Here is a 20005-nt window from a genome sequence, read left to right as displayed (position 1 = left end):
GCATACACCTTGCATCCCTTTACTGGTGGGTTGAGCCCTATGTCAAGCACAGCATTACTCACACCTCTCGAAACAGCTCTACGTCCAGCTAACAGTCCGGTGAGATACGCTGCAGGAAGGTTCGCAGTGCCTGCATCCCAACCGTGTGCTGCGAGCTCGGAGGAGATTGCAGATGCGACCACCTGATCACCCTCTGGTCTTGCAGCAATCACCTGCACTATTGTCCTCGTGTTCGTCCTTCTGACGACAAGACGATGCTGCCTCGACAGCAGTAGTCTCCTGCGACGGTAGTAGTCCGTCTTACCTTCGCGACGACGCTTGAACTTCACTCGATACGTGGGACCTTGCGCCATCTACTTCACCCCCAGTCTCTGATCAGCTATGTATGTCTTGAGGTGGGCCGTGTTCCTGAACGAATTGCCTTTCGCCTTCAGGTACAACTGACGATAGACCCTCGGCTCAATGGAACCATCGTCCCGGAGTCGTTTGAGTTCTCGTCGCATCGGCCTAATCTTCATCATCCATCTTCTCTTTCCTGTCAAGACAGCTGTGTGCTTGCCCTTCTTCCTTCCGGGTCCCATTCTTCTGCCCTTGCGCTTCTGTGCCTCAGAGTACCTTGCCCGGCCTCTGCTGACACCAGTCTTCTGTCTGGGTTGAATGGCACCCTCGTCAACAAGACGTCTGATGTCCTCTTTCGTGATGGCCAATGACACCTCGTCTTGGAACTTGGGGTCAATCCAGACCCTTGAAGTGCCGGTCTTCATGACCTTTGCTGCGAGCCTCTTCTGACTCGTGAGTTTCATTTCTTTTCAGCCTCCAGTTCTTCAACTCCTTCAAGCTCTGAGAATAGCTCTTCCTCAGTAACCGCAGTCTCTGGCGCTCCAGGGTTCAGTACTCTAAGAGATGCAGCCTCTGACCTCTTGATTATCTCCTGGCGCTTCTTCACGCCAACGTGGCCATCGATCCTGACAGCATACCTCATTGGGTCAAGGCCGTCAATGTCTGTAGGACGGGAGACAAGGACTTCTATGTACCCGGAGGGATGGACTGCTCTGACTGCAACGGGCTTCCTATACCCCGGATTGACTAGGGCTATCCTTCCCTTGCGCTTCTCACGAGCAAGATTGTCAATACCTCTGACCTTCCGCCAGGAGTTCTTGATACGCCTCCATCGATGGGCTTGCTCATGTCTGAATGCAGGCTGTCTCTTCTTCTTCTCCTGAGTAATCCTCCAGAGTCTTGACCCACGTATCGCCTTCGCGCTGGTCAGCGGCTCCTCCTTCTTGGGGACCTCTGCAGGAACGGCTTTGGTCATCTTTGACGGGGCCTTCTTGACTGTCTTTGTGACCTTGGGCGGAGCCGCTACTGGTTCTGCCTTCTCAGCCTTGGGTTTCTTCTCCTTGGGTCTTGCCTCAGTCATTGTTACCGGTGCTGGCTCTTCCCCTTTGGTCACGGCTGGTGTACGCTTCTTTGGTGCGGCTTCTGCCTTTGTCCTCGATGTGGTCTTGACTTCAGGTTCAGCAGCGGCCTTGGCTGTGGCCCTCTTCCGAGGTTCGGCCGTGGTCTTGGCCGCGGGCTCTGTGACCTTCTTCCTGGACTCCGACTTCACCGCCGCCTCACTCTTCTGCGGGGCCTTTCGCGTCTTCACTTCGGTCTTCGCGGTCTTCGGTTTCTCTGCCACAGCTTCTGTAGTCTTCTTTGAAGAGGTCCTCGCAGCTGACTCGGTCTTCTTGGTGCCAGTCTTCTCGGCACTCTTTGCCGTTGTCTTCTTCGGCTCCTTCTCAGGAGTGTCTTCTGACTTCTTCGCGGTCTTCTTTGGGGTCTTAGCATCCTTAGACATCGAACATCACTCCCTAAACGACGGACTTGGTTTTCCCGCCCACGGTCTTGCGAATCACATAGACACCATCAAGGTAGACTCGCCTGTCCTTTCCCCGCAGCTTGCATGCTGATTGGATGTTAGCTGCACTCTGCGACACCTGCTCTAGATCTATCCCTGTAATGGTGATCTCATCTTCAGCGACCTGAATCTTGACGTCGCCAATCAGATGGGCCTTGCGCACACCACGTTCACCGATGAAGTTCTTGATGGTCAGTTCCTTTCCCCGGACCTCGATGTTCATAGGAAAGTGGGAGTAGACCACTTTCAGTTCGTACTTGTAGCCATGCTGGACGCCGTCGAACATGTTGCGGAGGTGTGCAACGATAGTCCCCACCATGGCCCGGTCGTGCTTTCGTTTCGAGGTGGTCGATGCGACAAACTCGCGGCCGTCCAGCCTGATTGTGGTCTGAGAATCCATGAATGACCGACTGACTGTACCCATCGGACCGCTGACAGTCACTGTCCTGTCTTCAATCGTGACCTTGCACTTCTCGGGTATTTGGATTTGCTTCTCGTATACTGCATGGACCGACATCTGTAGCACCTCAGTACACATATGCGAGCAGTCTTCCCCCAACCTTGCGGGCCTTTGCATCCTCGTGTGTCATTACACCTAGAGGGGTTGTGACTATCAGTACTCCGTAGTTGTAGGCTGGCAGAAACCGCTTCTCATACTTCTCGAAGTTGTCACGCTTGACCGGATAACGTGGCCTTATGGCTCCGCACTTGTTTGTCCGGCCCATCAACTGGATTCGGAACCTTCCTGCCATGCCGTCGTCGATTCGCTCAAACTCACCTATGTAGCCCTTCCTCTGCATGACTTGGAGGACTCTCTCTATCAGGCCAGAGGCGGGTGCGATTACGACCTCCGATTTGCCTATAATCTCACTGTTGTATATGCTGGTTAGCGCGTCAGCCAATGGGTCTAGTAGCGGCATTCTCTGTGTCCTCCTATTGGAACTTCTTGAAGCCCATCTTCCGTGCTGTCTCTCTGAAACAGCGGCGGCATATGTTGAGCCCGTAGGAACGGATGACTGCACGGTGTGTTCCGCAGCGTATGCACGTGCGGCTTCCCTTTCCCATGCTCTTACGCTTCTTTCCCTTGTCCTTGTTCGTACTCATTGTCTTTCGCCTCTACACCATATAGGTCCGTTCCCTTTCCTTCTCAAGTATCTCGATACCAAACTCCTTTCGCACGAACACCATGCTCTCCTCAGGAGTCAGTCTATGACGCCAGGGAACCTTGGACTGCTGTCTGCGCCGCCTCTTCACTCTGTACCCGGGCCGTTCCAGACAGACTGTTATGTTCATGCCCTGTACTCCGAGCTGTGGGTCGTACTTGACACCGGGCAGATCAATGTGTTCGCTTATTCCAAAGGCGAAGTTGCCGTCCTCATCCCAGTTCCTGATCAGGAGTGCGTCGTCCTTTGCCTTCAGGGCTCTCTTCAGGAACTCGACAGCCTTCTCATGTCGGAGCGTCACGCGCACTGCAATCGCCTCCTTCTTTCGTATTCCGAAGTCACGGATTGTCTGTCTTGCAATTGATTGGACCGGTGTCTGTCCTGTGAGAGCCTCAAGTATTGTTGTAGCCTTGTTGAGCGTCTCTCCACCTCCGACACACATGTCCACGACAACCTTCGATATGAAGGGCTTGCGCATTGGGTGGGCGTCCCACTCGCTGATAATCACCTGCTCGTTTGGCGTGCTCACTCCTTGGCACCTCCAGCGGAAATCAGTGTGACCTCAGGCTTGTTGCTGCCGACAACGAACACGTACTGAAGTGCGGTCTGCACTTTCTTTCCCTGTAGGTCCTCCACGGTGACAATGCTGGCGAATGTACCGTATCTCTTCTCAACCTGAACCACCTTTCCCTGTATTCCAACGTTCTTGCCACGAGTGATTATGACATGGGCTCCCTTTTCAAGTGGGAACTTCGATACCAGGTGTTGGTCTGGGACGAGTATCTTGAGGGAGTCCAAGAGTCTGTAGTCTTCGGGATTGTGGTCCTTCGGCAGGAGAAGACAACGGCCATCGTGGAGGCTCAGTTGCACTGCACCTCCTTTCACCATCCTCTTGCTCTGAATGCGACAGACCTTGAAACCCGCCTCGTCCTGCTGAATGGGGACTGGAACGAGTTTTCCGTCCGTCCTTGGCAGGATTCGAAAGTTCTGGCCAGACGACTCAACAGTGATAACATCCATGACTCCCAATGGAAAGCCTGCCTGCTTCACAGTTCGTCCGTCCACCTTGACTTGCCCTGCTGTGAGAATCTTCCTGATCTCTCGCATATCGTGGGCGTATCCCATGACCTCTCTGAGGAGTATTCCTATTGGAATGCACGAGTCCTTTGGATGTGGTCCTGGACGAGGTCTTATGGTGAACTTGGTGCTCTTCCTGCTAATGGGCCAGTGTGCTGGTGCTGGTAACCGTTTGAGTTGTTTCTTCTGACCCAGTCTTGTCACTCTGTTTCATCCTCCGTCTTGTCAACCATCTTCTTCTGCAGCAGTTGCTTTCTCTCGTCATTGAGTTCGAGCTTTACAAGAAGCAGATTGGATGGGTGGATAGGCACTGGGGCCTCCTTGCCATCAGCCTTCGTTGTCGTTGCTGAATCCAGATAGACGCGAATCCGAGAGTAGTCCACTCTGGTGACCTTTCCCTCAGTGTCGCGGAACTGCCCTCTCATTATTCGTACTAGGTCTCCCTTCTTGATGACCAGTGACTTGAGGCCATATTCCTCTCTGAGGGCGTCGTCAAGTCTGCATCTGAGCTGGCTCCTGTGAGCGTGCAGAGGTCCTCTGTGTATCGCTGCTCGTTGTTTCCTTGGAGCCTTGGAACTGATTCTCTTTGTCATTTCCACCGCCCTCAAACTATCTTGGTTGCTATCGCCGCTACTCTGGGCCACTTCAATGTGACCTCTCTTGCCATCGGCCCTCTGAGTTCCGAGCCCTGTGGTTCACCGCCGGGCTTCACAAGTACGGCTGCGTTGTCCTCAAAGTGAATCCATGTGCCGTCAGGTCTTCTGTATGGCTTCCTCTGTCTCACAACGATTGCCTGGAGCACCTGCTTCCTCATCTCCTGCTTTCCCTTGGTCACAGACACACTGATCAGGTCCCCTATGCCTGCACTACTGATTGTGCGGAGTGTCCCCTTGTGACCGAGGACCGTGAGGACTTTGAGCTCCTTCGCTCCCGAGTTGTCGGCGCAAAGAATCGTCGCACCTATAGGCAGTCCACGTGCCATCTTCGGGACGAACTTCTTGATTCCTCTGCTCATCTTTCGTGACAACTATTCGGCCTCCTGTACTGCGGATGACTTGCGTGAAACAGAAACGACCACTCTGCTCACGGTCTTGCTCAGGGGTCTGCACTCAATCACCTTGACAGTGTCACCGACCTTGACATCAAGGCAGTCGGGCACACGCGCCTGCTTCTTGGACCTACGTCTCTCGAATCGAGAGTACTTCCTGACAAGACTGAAGTAGTCTGTCTGGATTGTGATGGTCTTGTACATACTTGTGCTGGTGACGGTTCCTTCCATCATCCGACCCCTGACTGGCAAGTGCCCGTGAAATGGGCAGTTTGGGTCTTCACACGTCTTATCGGGTGGGCTGATGTTTGGAATCCCGATGTTTCGTACCTTCTTCTTGTCCTTTGACACTGTCACTCACTCCTGCCGAGCCTCTTCTTCAAGCGCTCTTCTGAGCGACCCCTCAGTAGGCTTCCTCTTACTCGCACGACCGTGTCGTTGTTGATAGTGAAGTCAAGCACACAGACTCGTTTTGCAATTCTGACAACTCCTGTCGGAGTCTCGACCAGTAGAGTCTCTTTGGTCTCACCAACCACGCTGCCTCTTCTGGACACGAGTCCGGAGTCATTTGACTGGGCGATGTGCACCGGCAAACCCACAATCTCATGGTTCAGCAGGTTCTGGGGAGTAATCATAGTCCCTGAGCCTCCTGTTCTCGCTCTATCGTCTTGATTCGTGCGATTGTCCTCTTGATTGTCCTGATCTTGTAGGGGTTCTCGGTACTCCCGCCAGTCACCATCTGGACCCTCGTGCTGGAGAGCTCGTTATACAGCTGTTCCAGCTTCTTCTTTCTCTCCATTGGGTTGAGTTTGCGAATATCTTTCGCTGTGAGTCTGGTCATTCGTCATTTCCTCCCTTGTCTCCGTCGCCCTCTTCATCGATGAGGTCCAGACTGTCCAGCTCCTCCAGTTCTCGGAGTTCGTCCATATCCGTAATACCCTCGAGGGCCTCTTCGACGACCTCGGGCTCTTCCTCTGCTTCTTCCTCTTCGCCCTCTGCAGCTTCACCTGCCTCTCCGGGTTCCTTGAGCAGCTGCGGTTCCTTGGCCTTCTTCTTGGTCTTCTTCACATAAATGACACCCGGCATCTTTGAACCCGGCATCATGATTCTCACATGCACTCCAATCGTGCCAGGTTTCAGTATTGCAAAGTCGATTGCATCGTCGACGAAATTCATTGCTGGTTCGCCGGTCTTGGACACGGTCGCATACCTAAACTTCTGATATCTTGCCCTTCTGCTTGACAGCTTTCCTCTGACTGTAATCTCACAGCCCAGGGCACCTGCTCTGATGATTCGCCTCAGAATCCAGTATGCCATTCGTCGAAAACGCACTCCTCGTTCAAGCTGGCGAGCCAGTCTTGAGGCCATGACTCGGGCATCCAGCCACGGGTTCTCAATCTCGGTGACCTCTACTTGAGGGTTCTCGACTCCAAACTTGTTCTCAAGGACCTCTGTGAGTTCTCTTATCTTCGCTCCTCGCCGACCGATGACAACACCCGGTCTCGCCGCATGAATGATCACTTCTGTCTTCATGGGCATCTTGCGTATCTCAACGCCTCCATACCCTGCTGCGTTGAGTTCTCGCCAGAAGTACTCGTCTATCAGCAGGCGCTTTGAGCTCTGTTCAATGAAGTACTTCACTGCCGGCATCTATGCGACCTCCTCCAAGACTATCTCAATGTGCGTGGTCTGCTGGAAACTTGGAGAGCTCCTGCCGAAGGCTCGCTCCACATATGCCTTGTAGACACGTCCTCTGTGAGCTGCTGCATGAATGATCTTCAGCCTGTCTATGTCCAGACCCTTGTTGTCCGCATTGCTCTCAGCGTTCTTGATCACCTTCAGGATGTCCTGAGATGCTTTCACTGGGTGTCCGCCTGTTGCTGCCCACTTCAGCCCGGGGTGATGTCCTCGCTGCTTCTTGTGTCTCCTATATGGAATCCATGCCTTCTGTTCAATCACATCTTCGAGAAGCTGAATCGCCTTGTCAAGCATCATTCCGCGAATCACATTGCAGATCTCTCTGCTGTGCTTCGGTGAACAGCGCATGTTCCTACCGCTGGCTATCGCGGTCTTGTCGGGGTCTAGGCCTATGATAGAGTATCGGTAATTCGGCATCTTACCTCACTTCCGTTATGAGGACCACTGAGAGCTCAATTGACTTCCAGCACGAACGCCGTAGTCAGTGAACTCACTCTCCATGACCACCTGGAAGCCTCACAGGCACACGTCTGCAGGTCGTTCTCGCGAGCAGAACCTAAGTCACCTGCACTGAATCCCTGGCTTCGAAGCAGTCTTCTCCAGAGAGTGCTACAGAGCCCGCCAGCCATGTGCATTTAAACCTTGTCACCTGTCAGATTCCCGCATGTCGTGAATCAACAGCGAAAACCTACAGGCGCACTACAAGTGGTGCAGCAGTGTGTGTGTCGAAGTAGCTTAGGGGTTGTCCCCGAACTCGTTCATGACCGTCTTGAGTGAAGTTCCGTCCAGAGTAGTCTCTATGAGTCGAACGCTTGTATCGGTAAGAGTGCCCACGACGAATATCCTGCCTGCAGACCGGAGATGGACCATCCCTCTCTGCGAGAGCCTCTGAAGGCTACCCAAGACTATCTGGGTAAGCTCATCGTCGGTGACCTCAAGGCCCCCACTGGCGGTTCTAATCGTCTCAGTCATCTTCAGCACGTTGCGCATGCTGCTCAGTTGTCTTCGTCTGCTGTCATAGGGATTCGTGTACATCCAGAGGAGAACAATCGTGTCCACGATGCTGATGCCTACTGAGGGATTCCTCTCAAGCAGCCTCCTCGCTGCAATCTCCACTATCGGCATCAGGACTCTTCTCTCCCAATCAGTGTTAGGCTATATCATCATTCTGGTCTACAGCAAGCTGACCGTCCCAGTTCGTGGTTCATACACTGTGCCCGACTGCATTAGCCTGTTGAGGGATGACTCAACATCCGCTACACTCACGCCCTTCTGTGCAAAATGGGTAATGACCTCCTGAACTGAAACTGTGCCACCTGCCTCTCGAATCATGGTCAAGATCTCCTTTGTCACATCAGTCGCCTTTGTGACTGTCTCCTCTTTTCCGGCCGATGGGTGGGTCACCAGTCTGACAAGCCAAGGTCTCGGGAATAGAACCTCTCCTGCACTCGCCATCTTAGTGAGATTTCCCTCGACCCAGTCCCAGTCGAGTCCATACTGCTCACAGAGCTCCCTGAGTCGGTCCAGATTACACGGCTGAGTGCCAGCCTCTCTCTCAAGCAGAGTCATCAGCCGTGCGGTCTTACCAGCGGGGACCGAAGTCTCATTGCCATCCGTTTCGAAATCACTCCCATCGAGTCGCTCCTTCGGCATCAATGCCTCCAGTTTGGCTTTGGACCTCTCCACTGCCATCTTGAACTCCTCGCTCTTGCCTGCGTTGAACTCCTTGACAGCTACTATGGCGTCATCCTGTCTGTCAAAGACGGCAGTCGCCGCCTTGCGGATGTCTATGATCTTTCCGCAGTAACTGCACCGTCTGTGCTTCTGACCCAAGGGCGCGTTTGTGAAGCGTCCGCATGAGGAACACATGAACACTACGAAGGGCTTCAAGTCTCGGGCTCACTATGGAGTTGAACGGCTCAATCGTATATAACGAGTGCTATCGACTGTCGCCCCGCTGAAGACAGTCTGCATCGTGGACGTCTGACAACTACCTCTACTGGCGGTCCAAATCTGAAGCCAAGTTCAGAAGCTCGGCTCTCCGAACGAAATACGACATACGTTTCCTACCAGCATATGCAATGCACGGTCCGCTCGCCTCTATGCTCACACTGTGTCGGTCGCACAAATAGCGTTATATCACCGACCTTGAGCAGACGTGTCTGAGGCCAAGACCTTGCCTAAGAGAGCAAAGGAAATCGTCATCAATCCGATATTCTGCAAGGGCTGCCACATCTGTATCTATGTATGTCCTCACAGTGTTCTGGCCAAGTCGGAACAGGTGGACAACCGGGGCTTCTTTCTACCCGTCGTCGTTGACCTTGAGGCCTGCAAGGTCTGTCGATTGTGTGAGATGCATTGTCCCGACTTCGCCATATCTGTAGCATCCGATTAGAGGACCAAACGGTCTTTATATACCACATACCGCCATAAATGACGCGGCAATCACTGAACCGATACGACTTGAGCGGAGTGTCAGCATTGGAAGACCCACGTATTCGTACTCTTCTGGAGCTGAGGAGAGACCTAGAAGAAGAGCTTGAGAGGCTCAGGGAGAGGACTGAGCGGATTGAAGCTTACCTTGAGGCCCTTGACTCCACGATTGGAAAGGGGAGCTTTGCCACAGCAGATGCAGCATTGGCCAGACCCAGTCCAGCGGCCTCGCCTCCCGCGTCAGAAGCACCAATTCCCAGAAAGGAGGAGATCCTTAACAAGAGCCGAGACCTGCAGCTGGCGACTGTAGAGGTCTCAGAGACCGACCTCACTGTGGTTCCTGCCCCGCACGCAAGCTATGACATCAAACGAGGGGCGTTCGCTCGGTTCTTTGTCGAACAGATACTGGGGAAGTTCCAGCAGGAAGACCGGCACAGGGTCGAGAACGGCGAGATTGAGTGGGCCGACGCTTTCGACTTCGAAGTCAAGTCCGATGAAGGCGTCTTGACACTGGTCACCATCAAGAACTACGGCGGAGAAGCGAGACTCCAAGAGATACTGAGGGCACTCCGCTGGGCTCTGGAAAAGGTCTACAGAGAGAGATAGCAGCTGTCATCTCCATAGAGGCGCGTCGCTTGATACTACCACCAAAATGCGACTGTCTTCCAGCCCAACATATCGAATAGCGCCAAACCAACTCCCCTCGCCTTCCGATGCAAAAGCCATATAACTGACCCTCATGCCCTGTCTGACGAGGAACAACTCTCTCACGGGTCGGAGAATGGTCACTTGTCTCATGCCGAGGTTTCAAGTGTTGCTGTCAGCCCACAGGTACTGGTGAGTCTGATACGTGACGCTCACGAGTTCTTCAGAGAGCGGATGGTGGACGACAGGTACGAGTATATGGCCCTAGACCTCATCAGGCGATATGCATCCAAGGAAGGTGTCCCTCGAGAGAGTGATCCCCTCTTCGGGGCAGCCCTGTATGTTGTGTCCCGCCATCCTTGGAGCCATCCAAACCCAATGACCAAGGTAGAGTTCGCATCAAAGCTCAATCTCCGCGAATCCAGTCTGGACTGGTATACCAACAGCATTGTTGAGAACGTGGGTTTCCTCACACTACACGACCAGTCGAGGCAGAAGTTCTTCTTGGACCCCCAGGACACCATAATGAGCGTGCTGGAATCTGTTGTCAGAGCTAGCGTGGGAGAAGAGATGGTCAAGGGCGTGGCAACAGGCAGTGTAGTCTCTCCTGCGGAGCTGTCCGAACGGATTGTGGACCGACTCTGCAGCGTTGTCAAGATCATTCCCCCCGCCTTTGAGGAAGACCTTGTGGGAGTGGTCCAGCGGAAGATTGAGGAAGAGAGCCAGCGTCTCCTTGCATCCCTTGGCGGCAAACACACGTTTCAGTAGCTAGCTGTTCTCAGGCTGCAGTGTCACATCCTCCACCAGAAGCCGCCCTGCGACCACTTGGTCAATCGAGTGAATCACAGCTCCGGCCTCCTCCAGCAGGTCTCTGATCACATCGAAGACGATGTCATCCCCTTCAATCGTAATAGACACCGACTCAGTGCTCTGGTCTACTTCTCTCAGAGAAATGTTGACACCACTTATCCGGTCAATGCGGGACAGTGACAGCGCCAAATCAGTCAGCTGCGGTGTGTGTGGTTTAAGGACGTCTAGAACCAGTCTGCGGATGCCCTGAGGCAAAATCGTATCGAACTCCGTGTGTTGTCTTCTATTACTCAACACAATTGGTGCTTCATACTTGGCGTGAGTTGTTAAACCTTGCGCAGAACGCCCTCTTGCAGGTCAACGCGTTCCTCTCTCGGCTACCGAACGCTTATAATCACATGCTCAGAAACTATGCTGGACTCATTGGTCCGCCGGGAACACTTTCGAGAAGGGACTCAGATGAAACAGGGCCGACTCACTGATGTTGTTCGCTGCTCAGACGATGAAACTCCCCACGCGGATGCGTGCAAAGATGCGTCAGTCATATCATCAACGCGTATGATTGAAATCGATGAGAAACGCATAGAGAACGACCCCCTCTGGCCGATACTGGTTGAGACTGCAAAGCGGAGTCCTCTATACCCTGGGCTCAGCGCGTACACAAGTGGCGAGATTCTCCCCCACAGTCCGGACATAACTCCACGAGAGCTTGCAGGTCGTCTCTCTATCTCGATAGGCGAGGCGCTTGTGATTCTCTCGGACCTCAAGAAGTCAAGCCACTAGCACAGCCCTTTTTACCGTCGTCATGCACTGACTGGACTGGTCTACCCCACATGGAACCGGACATGACATTCAGAAACGCACGGTATGCTGGCGCTCTCGTACGAGAGATTCGTGCACTTGCAGAAGACAAGAGATACAGGATTGTCCATGTCTGCGGCACCCACGAAGACACCATCTGCTCACACGGACTTCGGTATATGCTTCCTGAAGGTGTCACACTGGTGGCTGGACCTGGTTGCCCTGTATGTGTGTGCGCAGCGCAGGACGTTGACATGGCCATCGACTTGGCCAGAAGAGGGTATACCATCGCCACGTTCGGAGACATGTTCAGAGTGCCCTCGACCAACTCCTCCCTCGCCAAGGAACGGCTCTCTGGGGCTGATGTCCGTATAGTCTATGGTGTGAGAGATGCGGTGGAACTCGCTAAGAAGCACCCTGACCTTAGAGTAGTCTTCGTTGCAGCTGGCTTTGAAACAACCGCGCCAACCATCGCCATCGAAGTCTTACGGGAACCCCCCGAGAACTTCTCCATACTCACGTCACTCAAAGTCATACCGCCTGCAATGGAACTACTGATGACTGTGGACGGACCACGCGTGGACGCGTTTCTGACACCCGGTCATGTCAGTGCAATAATCGGCTCCAATGCCTTTGCATCCTTCGCGAAGAAGTACTCCACACCTTGCGTGGTGGCGGGATTCGAGCCACTTGACGTTCTCGAGGCAGTGAGAATGATCCTCCTGCAGCTGCGCGAGGGCCGGGCCGAGTCGGAGAACGAGTACTCTCGAGTAGCCCGCCCCGAGGGGAACAAGGCAGCACAGAGTGCGCTGCGAGAGGCGTTCTACATAGACAGCGCACCATGGCGCGGACTGGGAGCGATAGACCAGTCCGGGTACTACTTGCGAGAGGAGTTCTCGGAGCATGACGCTCGAAAGGTGTTCGAGTTCTCGGGTACCGAGTCTGTTGACATCCTGCCGGGATGCCTGTGCCACAAGGTCATCCTCGGTATGGTCGAACCTACCGACTGTCCTCTGTTCGGAAAGCGGTGTACGCCCGAGGATCCATATGGTCCGTGCATGGTTGGGCACGAAGGGACCTGCCGAATCAGACACGAAAACCCGATGCCAGTGTAGGCGCGTTCAGAGCATGACTGTCATGTGTCATACGTGTAGGTACTTTCCAGCCTTTTCAGGTCCTGTTCGGTGTTGATGTTAGCAAAGGTGACCATCTCCGAATCGAATTGGGTGAGCGCATTAGTAGAGACATAGAGGACTCTCTTTAGTGAGTCAAGTAGGTCTTGCATTCTTCTCTTTCCTTCGTCCAGCGCACTCAGTCCCCTTGCATAGGCGTGTTCGCTGAGATACACCGCATGGAGCGGCTCGGTGTTTCCGTTTGGCCACGACGGGACAACTGCACCGTGACCCGGTGCGAGGTCAGCAATGACCCTCAGCAGCTCCACTTTGGCAAGTGGAGTGTCGACCGGGAGAAGCATGGTGTGTCTGGTCTCAGCCAACTCGAAGGCTGTGACAGCACCGGTCAGTGCGCACTTCATCGCGCCATCGGGGTCCACCTCTATGCGGGCAGGCTCAGCCGCCTTCTTGACTCTCCCTCTCTGTTCATCATCGGACACTATCACGAGTGTCCTGTTGGAAAGTCTTCGAGCAATGCCCACCATGTGTGTGAGGAGCGGGACCCCTCGGAACAGTGCAAGAGCCTTGTCTGACCGGAACCTCTTGCTCTCACCACCAGCAAGGATTGCCACGGTCAGCTCGTCGGTCATGTTCTAATCTACAGGCGATGACGGTCGGCTGTCAACAGATATACTTGACTGACATGACTCTAATCGTGTGCAGAGAGATACTCGGCAATCATCGCAGATATCTGGCCGTCTGTGTAGTGTTGTGATTTGATTGCTCCACTTGCGCAGGTCGATGTGCAGGTGCCGCAGCCCTTGCATATGGCCGGATTGACCTCCGCATGTCCTCTTGCGTTAATCGAGATCGCATTGTAGGCACACACGGAGACGCACACTCTGCAGCCTGCGCACTTGTCCTCATCAACCACTGAGTAGTATGGTTCTACACGGATTTTGCCTCTGCCCATCAGCGACATCGCACCGGCAGCTGCGGCCTTTGCCTGTGCCACTGTGTCGGGTATGTCCTTGGGACCCTGTGCCATTCCGGCGACGAAGATCCCATCGTTAAAGGAGTCAACTGGTCTGAGCTTTGGGTGTGCTTCCAACAGGAAGCCGTCCGGTGACCTGCTGAGATTGAGGACCTTTGCGACTTTGTCCGCTGTGGCCGGGGACACAACACCTGTTGCCAGGACCACCATGTCAACATTATCAAGTTGAATTGGCTTTCCGAGAAGAGTGTCCTCGCCTCTGACCGTCAGCAACTTGGTCTCGTCATCCTGGATGACTTCTCCGACCCTGCCACGAATGAACATCACCCCCGCCTGTGCGGTCGCCTCATAGAACTCCTCATAGCCCTTGCCGAACGTGCGCAGGTCAATGTAAAAGACGAACACCTCTGCACCGAGCTTGTCTCTTATCATCCGTGCTTGCTTGACCGCCGTCATGCAGCAGACTCTTGAACAGTACTTGTTGGTCTTCTCATCTCGACTCCCGACGCACTGAACGTACACCACACGCTTTGGTTCTCTTAGGTCTGAAGGTCTGACGACGTGGCCCTGAGTTGGACCTGACGCGTTCATCATCCGCTCTATCTCCAGTATGTTGACCACGTTCGGATAGTCACCGTAGCCATACTCATCCTTCTTGGTCGCGTCAAAAATGTCAAACCCAGTGGCAACTATGATGGTCCCGACCTCAAGGACGACTGTCTTCTCACGGTCATCGTAGTCGATCGCCCCCGGCTCGCACACCGTCGCACACTTTCCGCATCTCACTGTGTCCATGCCAAGACATGTGTCTATATCCAGCACATATGCTGATGGAACGGCCTGTGCAAACGGTATGTGGATTGCGCGTCTGTAGCTGAGGTTAGCATCGAACTCTGACGGCACATCCACTGGACAGACCTTGGCACACTCCCCACAGGAGGTACACTTGTCCACATCCACGAAGCGGGGCCTCTGTCTCACTGTCACAGTGAAGTTGCCCACATAGCCTTCGACCTTCTCCACCTCGGCAATCGTCAAGAGGTCGATGTTTGGGTGTGCACCAACCTCCGCCATCCTTGGTGTCAGAATGCAGGCCGCGCAGTCCAAGCTTGGAAATGTCTTGTCGTACCGACTCATCTTGCCGCCGATTGTGGCCTGCTTCTCAACAAGATACACTTGGAACCCTGCATTGGCGAGGTCAAGCGCTGCCGAGATGCCCGCGATGCCGCCGCCTATGATCAGCGTGGACTTCTTCACATCCACCACCGGCTCGTTGAGAGGTTCTAGGAGTCTTGCACGTGCAACAGCCATCCTCACCAAGTCGATGGCCTTCTGTGTGGCAGCCTCAGGCTGGGCTGAGTGAATCCAGCTGTTGTGCTCCCTGAGGTTGGCTATTTCAAGAAGGAACGGATTCACACCTGCCTCCCGCATGGTCTCTCTGAACGTTATCTCGTGCATCCTTGGCGAGCATGAGCCGATGACTATTCGTTCGAGCCTCAGTTCCTTTATTCGATCCTTGATCAGCTGCTGACCTGGTCTGGAACACACATACTTGTAGTCTTCGACATGGGCCACATCCGGGAGTCCTCTGATTGCTTCCATCACGCGGGGAATGTCGACCACGCCAGCGATGTTGCTACCACAGTGGCATAGGAACACGCCAATCCTCTTCTCAGGCATAGTTCTGTCCTCTGGAGCCAGTATCTGGATACCAGACGGGCTGTCAACAGAGCTAGTTAATGGTTGCGGAAGACAGTTCATCACTCACCAGCGCAAGTCTAATCTGCCGCAGTCCTCAGTTCAGAGTCATGCTTGACTTCTCCGTCGCTGGTCCTCTCGTGTCATCCGCAGCACTCATGGATGTGGTGCTGCATCTCTATCTTGACATCCAGAAGGTCCGGTCACGACCCGAGAGGTTGCTCTCCGAACCGCGCTTTCCAGTGTCTGCGATGGCCATTGCACTAGTCAGTATTTCAACGCTCACGGCCTTTGGCTTGGTGTGTTTCATCTCGCTGGCATGGCTGTTCGGTGCGGACGGCGCACTTGTCTCTCTGCTCCTCCCCATTGCTGACCCGCCATTCATCGTCTGGGCTGGTGGGCTATCTCTGCTGTTGACTGGTGTGTTCCTGCATGGCTGGTCACGCTTCGCGCGTCGCAGAATGGCTCCGGACTGGAACGGTCACGTACTTGTGGAGAGCGGTCCGTACTCCCGCGTCCGCCACCCGTCATACCTGTCCTACTGGCTGTCCTTCGTTGCTCTCTTCATGATGTTGCCATCCGTTGTGGCAGCCGTGCTATTCGCTGGTCTTCCTGGCTATTACTATGTCATGCTGGCCGAGGAAGACCATCTGGTCATGCATCTTGGAGAGGAATACAGGGCCTACATTCTGCGGACCGGTAGGTTCTTGCCCCGTCTGCGTCGGTCGCCCTGATGACAAGCCCCCTCCTTGTGTTGTCGAGCCATTAGGCATCTCACCAAAAGTGTAAAAAGGGCCTCGAATGCCCGGACTGGACACCCGCGGAGTGGATTTCATGGGCGGCAAGGTCTGGACCTATATCACTGAGAAACTGAAGACGGATGGCGCATGTCACTTCTCACTTCTTGACCCTGACCCGTTGAAAGTGTCAACCGAGACCGTGGTTGAGCTGGCTCAGATCTCCGAGAAGGCAGGCACCGACGCGATAATGATAGGCGGCAGCACTGCCTTCGGCATAATCGACGAGTCCGTCAAGGCCATCTCCGATGCGGTAGAGATACCCTCCATTCTTTTTCCCGGTAACATCTCCGGGGTCTCACGCTATGCTGACGCCATGTTCTTCATGAGCCTTCTCAACTCCACCAATCCGTACTGGATCATAGGTGCTCAGGCACTTGGGGCTGCACAGGTCAAGCTCACAGGGATTGAGACGATTCCGATGGCATACCTGCTCGTCCATCCCGGCAAGACCGCGGCATGGGTGGGTGATGCCAAGGTGTTTCCCAGAGACAAGCCAAAGCTTGCCCTCATGTATGCGTTGGCGGCTCAGTACCTTGGGTTCAAGCTTGTGTATCTTGAGGCTGGCAGTGGTGCAGAGGGTGGAGGCGTACCGCCACAGATGATCTCTACGGTTGCCCAATTCGTCGACATTCCGGTAATAACGGGTGGTGGTTTCAATACTGCAGAGTCGGTTGTGGGAGCTGTTGAGGCGGGTGCTTCCATTGTTGTGCAGGGCACTTACATTGAGGAGCATGCACTTCACGACAGGGGTGCTGGACTCTCAGAGATGGTTCGGGCTCTGAAAAGGGCAGGCTCCAAGAGAGTTTAAATAGCTGAGCTTGGTCGTACTCTAGAACGACCCCAGGGAGGATTATGCCCAGGTGTCCAGCAAGACCGAGATGCTCAATGAACTGCTTGTTGACCTAAGCAAGGCCTCTCAGGGCAATGTTCAAGCCAGTCTCATCATCTCCAAGTCACAGGGATTGACAATCTGTTCTCACTTTCCCGAGAACATTCCGAAGGACACCCTGCCCGATGAGGACGTGATTGCGGGTAGGTCAACCCAGATAGACATGGCCACGCGCAAGGTCTTCAAGCAATTGAAGCGTGGAGAACTCACCAGGATGCTTGTGGAGGGCGAGTCGGGATACGTGATAATCTCCAATGCTGGAGATGACGCCCTGCTTGCAGTCCTCACAAACAAGAAGGTCAATCTAGGCTTCATCTTCTTCATGATGTCCAGGATTGCAAGTCGGATAGAGAAGATACTCTAACGGAGTACCGTCCGTCACTCTTATCTGTCCTTCCTCTTCTGTTCGTTTCGAATTGTTGAGGTATTCTCAATGTCAGAGGAAAAGGCAGTCAAGGCTCAAGGCACTGCGACAGAAGACCCTTGGACCAAGTGGCGAGAAGCTGGCAAAGTGGCCCGAGAAGCTCTAGACCTCGCCCGGCCAATGGTAAAGCCCGGCACCAAGCTCATCGACATAGTCGAAGCGGTCGAGGGCTACATCAGACAGCATGCGACTGGTACTGCCTTCCCGTGTAACATCTCACTCAACAACGTTGCTGCCCACTACACATGTCCCGTGAATGACGCATCCGTAATCGAGGAGGGTGACCTCGTGACTATTGATGTGGGTGCACACGTTGATGGGTGTATCTCTGACAGTGCGTTCACGGTGGCGCTCAACCCTGAGCATCAGTCGCTTGTGAAGGCCTCTGAAGATGCTACGAGAGTCGCAATCGAGCTTCTTCGCCCGGGAGCCAAGCTGAACACCATTGGCGCACTCATAGAAGACACGATAAAGAGCGCTGGCTTCCAACCCATACGTCAGTTGTCCGGGCATCAGCTCAAGGCGTACGAGTTGCACTCTGACAAGCAGATTCCCTGCGTGTCCGGAAAGTCGGAGGTCACTGTCGAGGTTGGAGAGGTCTATGCAGTGGAGACCTTTGCAAGCACCGGGTCGGGAAATGTGACCGACCTGCCAAATCCTCTGATCTACCAGTTGTTGCCCATTCGTGTGCCCGTGCGCTTCAAGGGCACGAAGCAGTTCTTGGGGATTGTCCGAAAGGAATACCGTGAGTTCCCCTTTGCAGAGCGCTGGCTTGCCGAAAGGATGAACCATACCGCGCTCAAGATGGCAATCAGAGAACTCCGCTCAAATGGCGCCTTGTATGCACATCATGTGCTTGCTGAGGAGAAAGGTACGTTCGTATCGCAGAACGAGCACACGGTGATAATAACTGAGGATGGTCACGAGATAACCACCTAGAGCACATCGTATTGGTCTGCACATGGCCGTTGTCTGGTCTCCTGACCTCACAAGCATAACACCGGGTCAAGTCCCACAATCATTAAAAGCGCAGTTTTACAATTCTTCATGCTAGGTCATTGACCCCTTTGGTTGGCTGCAAGGACGTAGAGTTCCGACTGAACACAGTTCTCTAGGGGAAACTGCATTTGAACAACTCACGAGCACAGGCCGGCAACGGCAAAGAACTAGGTGGCTACAGTTCCATGAAGGTCACCTGTCCAGAGTGCGGGTCTTCAAATGTGGTTGAGGACACCACACGTGGAGAGCGCGTATGCTCAGGATGCGGACTGGTCCTCTCTGACCACCGAATCGACACGGGCGCCGAGTGGAGGGCTTTCAGTTCTGAAGAGTCGGATGTACGAAGTCGTGTTGGAGCACCCATGCGTTACACCGTGCATGACAAGGGTCTGTCTACTGTCATAGACTGGCGCGACCGTGACACTGCTGGGAGAAAACTGTCTCCCACACGCAGGTCTGAGATCTACCGTCTACGCAAGTGGCAGATACGCAGCAGGGTCCACTCATCCATAGACCGAAACCTTGCTCAGGCGATGTCCGAGCTGGAACGACTCGCTTCTCAGCTGGGGATTCCCAAACCCATACAGGAGCTCTCCGCCCTGCTCTATCGGAAGTCAATAGTCCAAAAGTTGGTCCGCGGTCGCTCAATTGAGGCCATGGTGGCTGCTACTCTCTATGCAGCGTGTCGGATACGGCTCAAGCCGCGCCCTATCGATGAGATTGCGGATGTGTCGCGAGTGGACCGAAAGAAGCTAGGACAGTGTTACCGGCTTCTCCTTCGCAGTCTGAGCATCAAGATTCCGCTCTCCAATCCCATCGACTACATCTCGCGTTTCGCCACAGAACTCTCACTCTCAAGCCCAGTGCAGCTGAGGACTGTGGAGATACTGCACCAGAGCAGAGACAAGGGACTGACGATTGGTCGAGACCCTCTGGGGCTAGCAGCAGCTGCTATCTATGTGGCGTCAATCATGCTTGACGAGCGGCGTACCCAGCGGGAGATTGCTGAGGTGGCACGTGTCACGGAAGTGACGGTACGCAATCGTTACAAGGAGATCGTCCGTGTGTTGGACATCTCTATGGATGAGTCTGTTGACAAATAGAACCGCGTCCGGCTCTCTCAAGGAAAAGCACACGAAGCATGATTATCGTCTGCCATCTTCCGTAAATGACCAGTCAATGTGGATTATATCTTGGGGGAATCCTAGGTTGACAAGAATGTCTTGGATCACACCTCTGTGGTCGCCCTGAAGCTCTACATGACCGTGTTTCGCTGCTCCACCGCATGCAAGTTTGCTCTTGAGTTTGCCCGCCATCTCACCTAGGTCGATGCTCTTGTCGAAGCCTGTGACAATGGTAGTGAGGCGCCCCCACTTCCTGCGTTCCACAGTCACCGTGATTCTTGCCTCCTCTTGGGCTATCGTCTCACAGACGCATAGATCCACCGGGAGACCACAGTTCGGACATATGCCGCGTCGTTCTGACAGAGTTCATTTTCTCCTGAGTTTTGTTGA

The 20005-nt window shown here is 54.0% G+C and carries 31 protein-coding genes; 10 read left to right on the top strand and 21 right to left on the bottom strand.

Going from position 1 to position 20005, the window contains the following annotated elements; all coding sequences use genetic code 11:
• The 17 genes from HXY34_11215 to HXY34_11135 all read right to left on the bottom strand — a co-directional run.
• Positions 1–353: 50S ribosomal protein L18 (locus HXY34_11215; GenBank protein NWF96699.1), on the bottom strand; the 353-nt coding region annotated here is incomplete at its 3' end.
• Positions 354–803, bottom strand: coding sequence for a 50S ribosomal protein L19e (locus tag HXY34_11210; protein ID NWF96698.1), 450 nt, complete (start codon positions 801–803; stop codon positions 354–356).
• Positions 800–1840 carry a 50S ribosomal protein L32e gene (locus tag HXY34_11205; protein ID NWF96697.1) on the bottom strand — a complete coding sequence of 347 codons (1041 nt, stop codon included), beginning with the start codon at positions 1838–1840 and terminating at the stop codon, positions 800–802. The genes HXY34_11210 and HXY34_11205 overlap by 4 nt, the downstream gene beginning before the upstream one ends.
• Before the next feature lie 13 nt (positions 1841–1853).
• Positions 1854–2417: a 50S ribosomal protein L6 gene (locus HXY34_11200; protein NWF96696.1), complete on the bottom strand. Its 564-nt coding sequence runs from the start codon at positions 2415–2417 to the stop codon at positions 1854–1856.
• A 10-nt stretch (positions 2418–2427) separates the two neighbouring features.
• A complete protein-coding gene (locus HXY34_11195; GenBank protein ID NWF96695.1) occupies positions 2428–2820 on the bottom strand; it encodes a 30S ribosomal protein S8 in 393 nt (130 codons plus the stop codon).
• Positions 2821–2833: 13 nt separating this feature from the next.
• Positions 2834–3004, bottom strand: coding sequence for a 30S ribosomal protein S14 (locus tag HXY34_11190; protein ID NWF96694.1), 171 nt, complete (start codon positions 3002–3004; stop codon positions 2834–2836).
• A 12-nt stretch (positions 3005–3016) separates the two neighbouring features.
• A complete protein-coding gene (locus HXY34_11185) occupies positions 3017–3541 on the bottom strand; it encodes a 50S ribosomal protein L5 (protein ID NWF96693.1) in 525 nt (174 codons plus the stop codon).
• A gap of 47 nt (positions 3542–3588) precedes the next feature.
• Positions 3589–4344 carry a 30S ribosomal protein S4e gene (locus tag HXY34_11180; protein ID NWF96692.1) on the bottom strand — a complete coding sequence of 252 codons (756 nt, stop codon included), beginning with the start codon at positions 4342–4344 and terminating at the stop codon, positions 3589–3591.
• Entirely contained in the window at positions 4341–4733 is a 393-nt protein-coding gene (locus tag HXY34_11175) for a 50S ribosomal protein L24 (GenBank protein ID NWF96691.1), read from the bottom strand. The genes HXY34_11180 and HXY34_11175 overlap by 4 nt, the downstream gene beginning before the upstream one ends.
• Positions 4734–4744: 11 nt before the next feature.
• Positions 4745–5122 (bottom strand): 50S ribosomal protein L14, encoded by a 378-nt coding sequence (locus HXY34_11170; protein NWF96690.1) that lies wholly within the window; start codon positions 5120–5122, stop codon positions 4745–4747.
• A 45-nt stretch (positions 5123–5167) separates the two neighbouring features.
• Entirely contained in the window at positions 5168–5509 is a 342-nt protein-coding gene (locus tag HXY34_11165; protein NWF96689.1) for a 30S ribosomal protein S17, read from the bottom strand.
• Positions 5510–5541: 32 nt separating this feature from the next.
• The gene (locus HXY34_11160; GenBank protein NWF96688.1) at positions 5542–5823 is read right to left on the bottom strand and encodes a ribonuclease P protein subunit; all 282 of its coding nucleotides are present in this window, start codon (positions 5821–5823) and stop codon (positions 5542–5544) included.
• Positions 5820–6029, bottom strand: coding sequence for a 50S ribosomal protein L29 (gene rpmC, locus HXY34_11155; protein NWF96687.1), 210 nt, complete (start codon positions 6027–6029; stop codon positions 5820–5822). The genes HXY34_11160 and rpmC overlap by 4 nt, the downstream gene beginning before the upstream one ends.
• On the bottom strand, positions 6026–6838 hold the full coding sequence (locus tag HXY34_11150) for a 30S ribosomal protein S3 (GenBank protein NWF96686.1): 813 nt from the start codon (positions 6836–6838) through the stop codon (positions 6026–6028). The genes rpmC and HXY34_11150 overlap by 4 nt, the downstream gene beginning before the upstream one ends.
• Positions 6839–7303, bottom strand: a complete 465-nt coding sequence (locus tag HXY34_11145) for a 50S ribosomal protein L22 (protein NWF96685.1) — start codon at positions 7301–7303, stop codon at positions 6839–6841.
• A gap of 318 nt (positions 7304–7621) precedes the next feature.
• Entirely contained in the window at positions 7622–8011 is a 390-nt protein-coding gene (locus tag HXY34_11140; protein ID NWF96684.1) for a hypothetical protein, read from the bottom strand.
• 48 nt (positions 8012–8059) lie between these two features.
• On the bottom strand, positions 8060–8776 hold the full coding sequence (locus tag HXY34_11135; GenBank protein ID NWF96683.1) for a DUF1922 domain-containing protein: 717 nt from the start codon (positions 8774–8776) through the stop codon (positions 8060–8062).
• Positions 8777–9062: 286 nt separating this feature from the next.
• Here HXY34_11135 and HXY34_11130 point away from each other — a divergent pair, with 286 nt between their 5' ends.
• The 3 genes from HXY34_11130 (at position 9063) to HXY34_11120 (ending at position 10732) form a co-directional block, all read left to right on the top strand.
• Entirely contained in the window at positions 9063–9281 is a 219-nt protein-coding gene (locus HXY34_11130) for a 4Fe-4S binding protein (protein NWF96682.1), read from the top strand.
• A gap of 86 nt (positions 9282–9367) precedes the next feature.
• The gene (locus HXY34_11125) at positions 9368–9925 is read left to right on the top strand and encodes a hypothetical protein (GenBank protein ID NWF96681.1); all 558 of its coding nucleotides are present in this window, start codon (positions 9368–9370) and stop codon (positions 9923–9925) included.
• Positions 9926–10108: 183 nt separating this feature from the next.
• Positions 10109–10732 carry a hypothetical protein gene (locus HXY34_11120; GenBank protein ID NWF96680.1) on the top strand — a complete coding sequence of 208 codons (624 nt, stop codon included), beginning with the start codon at positions 10109–10111 and terminating at the stop codon, positions 10730–10732.
• Here the strand turns inward: HXY34_11120 and HXY34_11115 are convergent, their stop codons facing one another.
• Entirely contained in the window at positions 10733–11032 is a 300-nt protein-coding gene (locus tag HXY34_11115) for a DUF211 domain-containing protein (protein NWF96679.1), read from the bottom strand.
• 201 nt (positions 11033–11233) lie between these two features.
• On the opposite strand from HXY34_11115, the gene HXY34_11110 reads away from it, so the two are divergent.
• Both HXY34_11110 and hypD read left to right on the top strand, forming a co-directional pair.
• On the top strand, positions 11234–11557 hold the full coding sequence (locus tag HXY34_11110) for a hypothetical protein (GenBank protein ID NWF96678.1): 324 nt from the start codon (positions 11234–11236) through the stop codon (positions 11555–11557).
• 62 nt (positions 11558–11619) lie between these two features.
• On the top strand, positions 11620–12690 hold the full coding sequence (hypD, locus tag HXY34_11105; protein ID NWF96677.1) for a hydrogenase formation protein HypD: 1071 nt from the start codon (positions 11620–11622) through the stop codon (positions 12688–12690).
• A gap of 20 nt (positions 12691–12710) precedes the next feature.
• Here hypD and HXY34_11100 read toward each other — a convergent pair whose 3' ends face one another.
• Complete coding sequence (locus tag HXY34_11100) at positions 12711–13337, bottom strand: molybdenum cofactor guanylyltransferase (GenBank protein ID NWF96676.1); 627 nt, start codon at positions 13335–13337, stop codon at positions 12711–12713.
• A 59-nt stretch (positions 13338–13396) separates the two neighbouring features.
• The gene (locus HXY34_11095; GenBank protein NWF96675.1) at positions 13397–15361 is read right to left on the bottom strand and encodes a CoB--CoM heterodisulfide reductase iron-sulfur subunit A family protein; all 1965 of its coding nucleotides are present in this window, start codon (positions 15359–15361) and stop codon (positions 13397–13399) included.
• A 59-nt stretch (positions 15362–15420) separates the two neighbouring features.
• On the opposite strand from HXY34_11095, the gene HXY34_11090 reads away from it, so the two are divergent.
• The 5 genes from HXY34_11090 to HXY34_11070 all read left to right on the top strand — a co-directional run bounded on the left by HXY34_11090 (position 15421) and on the right by HXY34_11070 (position 19594).
• On the top strand, positions 15421–16113 hold the full coding sequence (locus HXY34_11090; GenBank protein NWF96674.1) for an isoprenylcysteine carboxylmethyltransferase family protein: 693 nt from the start codon (positions 15421–15423) through the stop codon (positions 16111–16113).
• Between the two features lie 100 nt (positions 16114–16213).
• Positions 16214–16987: a geranylgeranylglyceryl/heptaprenylglyceryl phosphate synthase gene (locus HXY34_11085; protein ID NWF96673.1), complete on the top strand. Its 774-nt coding sequence runs from the start codon at positions 16214–16216 to the stop codon at positions 16985–16987.
• A gap of 52 nt (positions 16988–17039) precedes the next feature.
• Positions 17040–17432 carry a roadblock/LC7 domain-containing protein gene (locus HXY34_11080; protein NWF96672.1) on the top strand — a complete coding sequence of 131 codons (393 nt, stop codon included), beginning with the start codon at positions 17040–17042 and terminating at the stop codon, positions 17430–17432.
• A 69-nt stretch (positions 17433–17501) separates the two neighbouring features.
• Positions 17502–18431: a type II methionyl aminopeptidase gene (locus tag HXY34_11075; GenBank protein ID NWF96671.1), complete on the top strand. Its 930-nt coding sequence runs from the start codon at positions 17502–17504 to the stop codon at positions 18429–18431.
• A gap of 245 nt (positions 18432–18676) precedes the next feature.
• Entirely contained in the window at positions 18677–19594 is a 918-nt protein-coding gene (locus tag HXY34_11070; protein NWF96670.1) for a transcription initiation factor IIB, read from the top strand.
• Positions 19595–19636: 42 nt separating this feature from the next.
• On the opposite strand, the gene yciH is transcribed toward HXY34_11070, so the two are convergent.
• Complete coding sequence (gene yciH / locus HXY34_11065; protein NWF96669.1) at positions 19637–19960, bottom strand: stress response translation initiation inhibitor YciH; 324 nt, start codon at positions 19958–19960, stop codon at positions 19637–19639.
• Positions 19961–20005 lie beyond the last annotated feature (45 nt).

This window comes from Candidatus Thorarchaeota archaeon (assembly GCA_013388835.1).
Lineage (GTDB): Archaea > Asgardarchaeota > Thorarchaeia > Thorarchaeales > Thorarchaeaceae > JACAEL01.
Note: the sequence above shows the minus strand (reverse complement) of the source record. Positions and strands in the feature narration are given on the sequence as shown.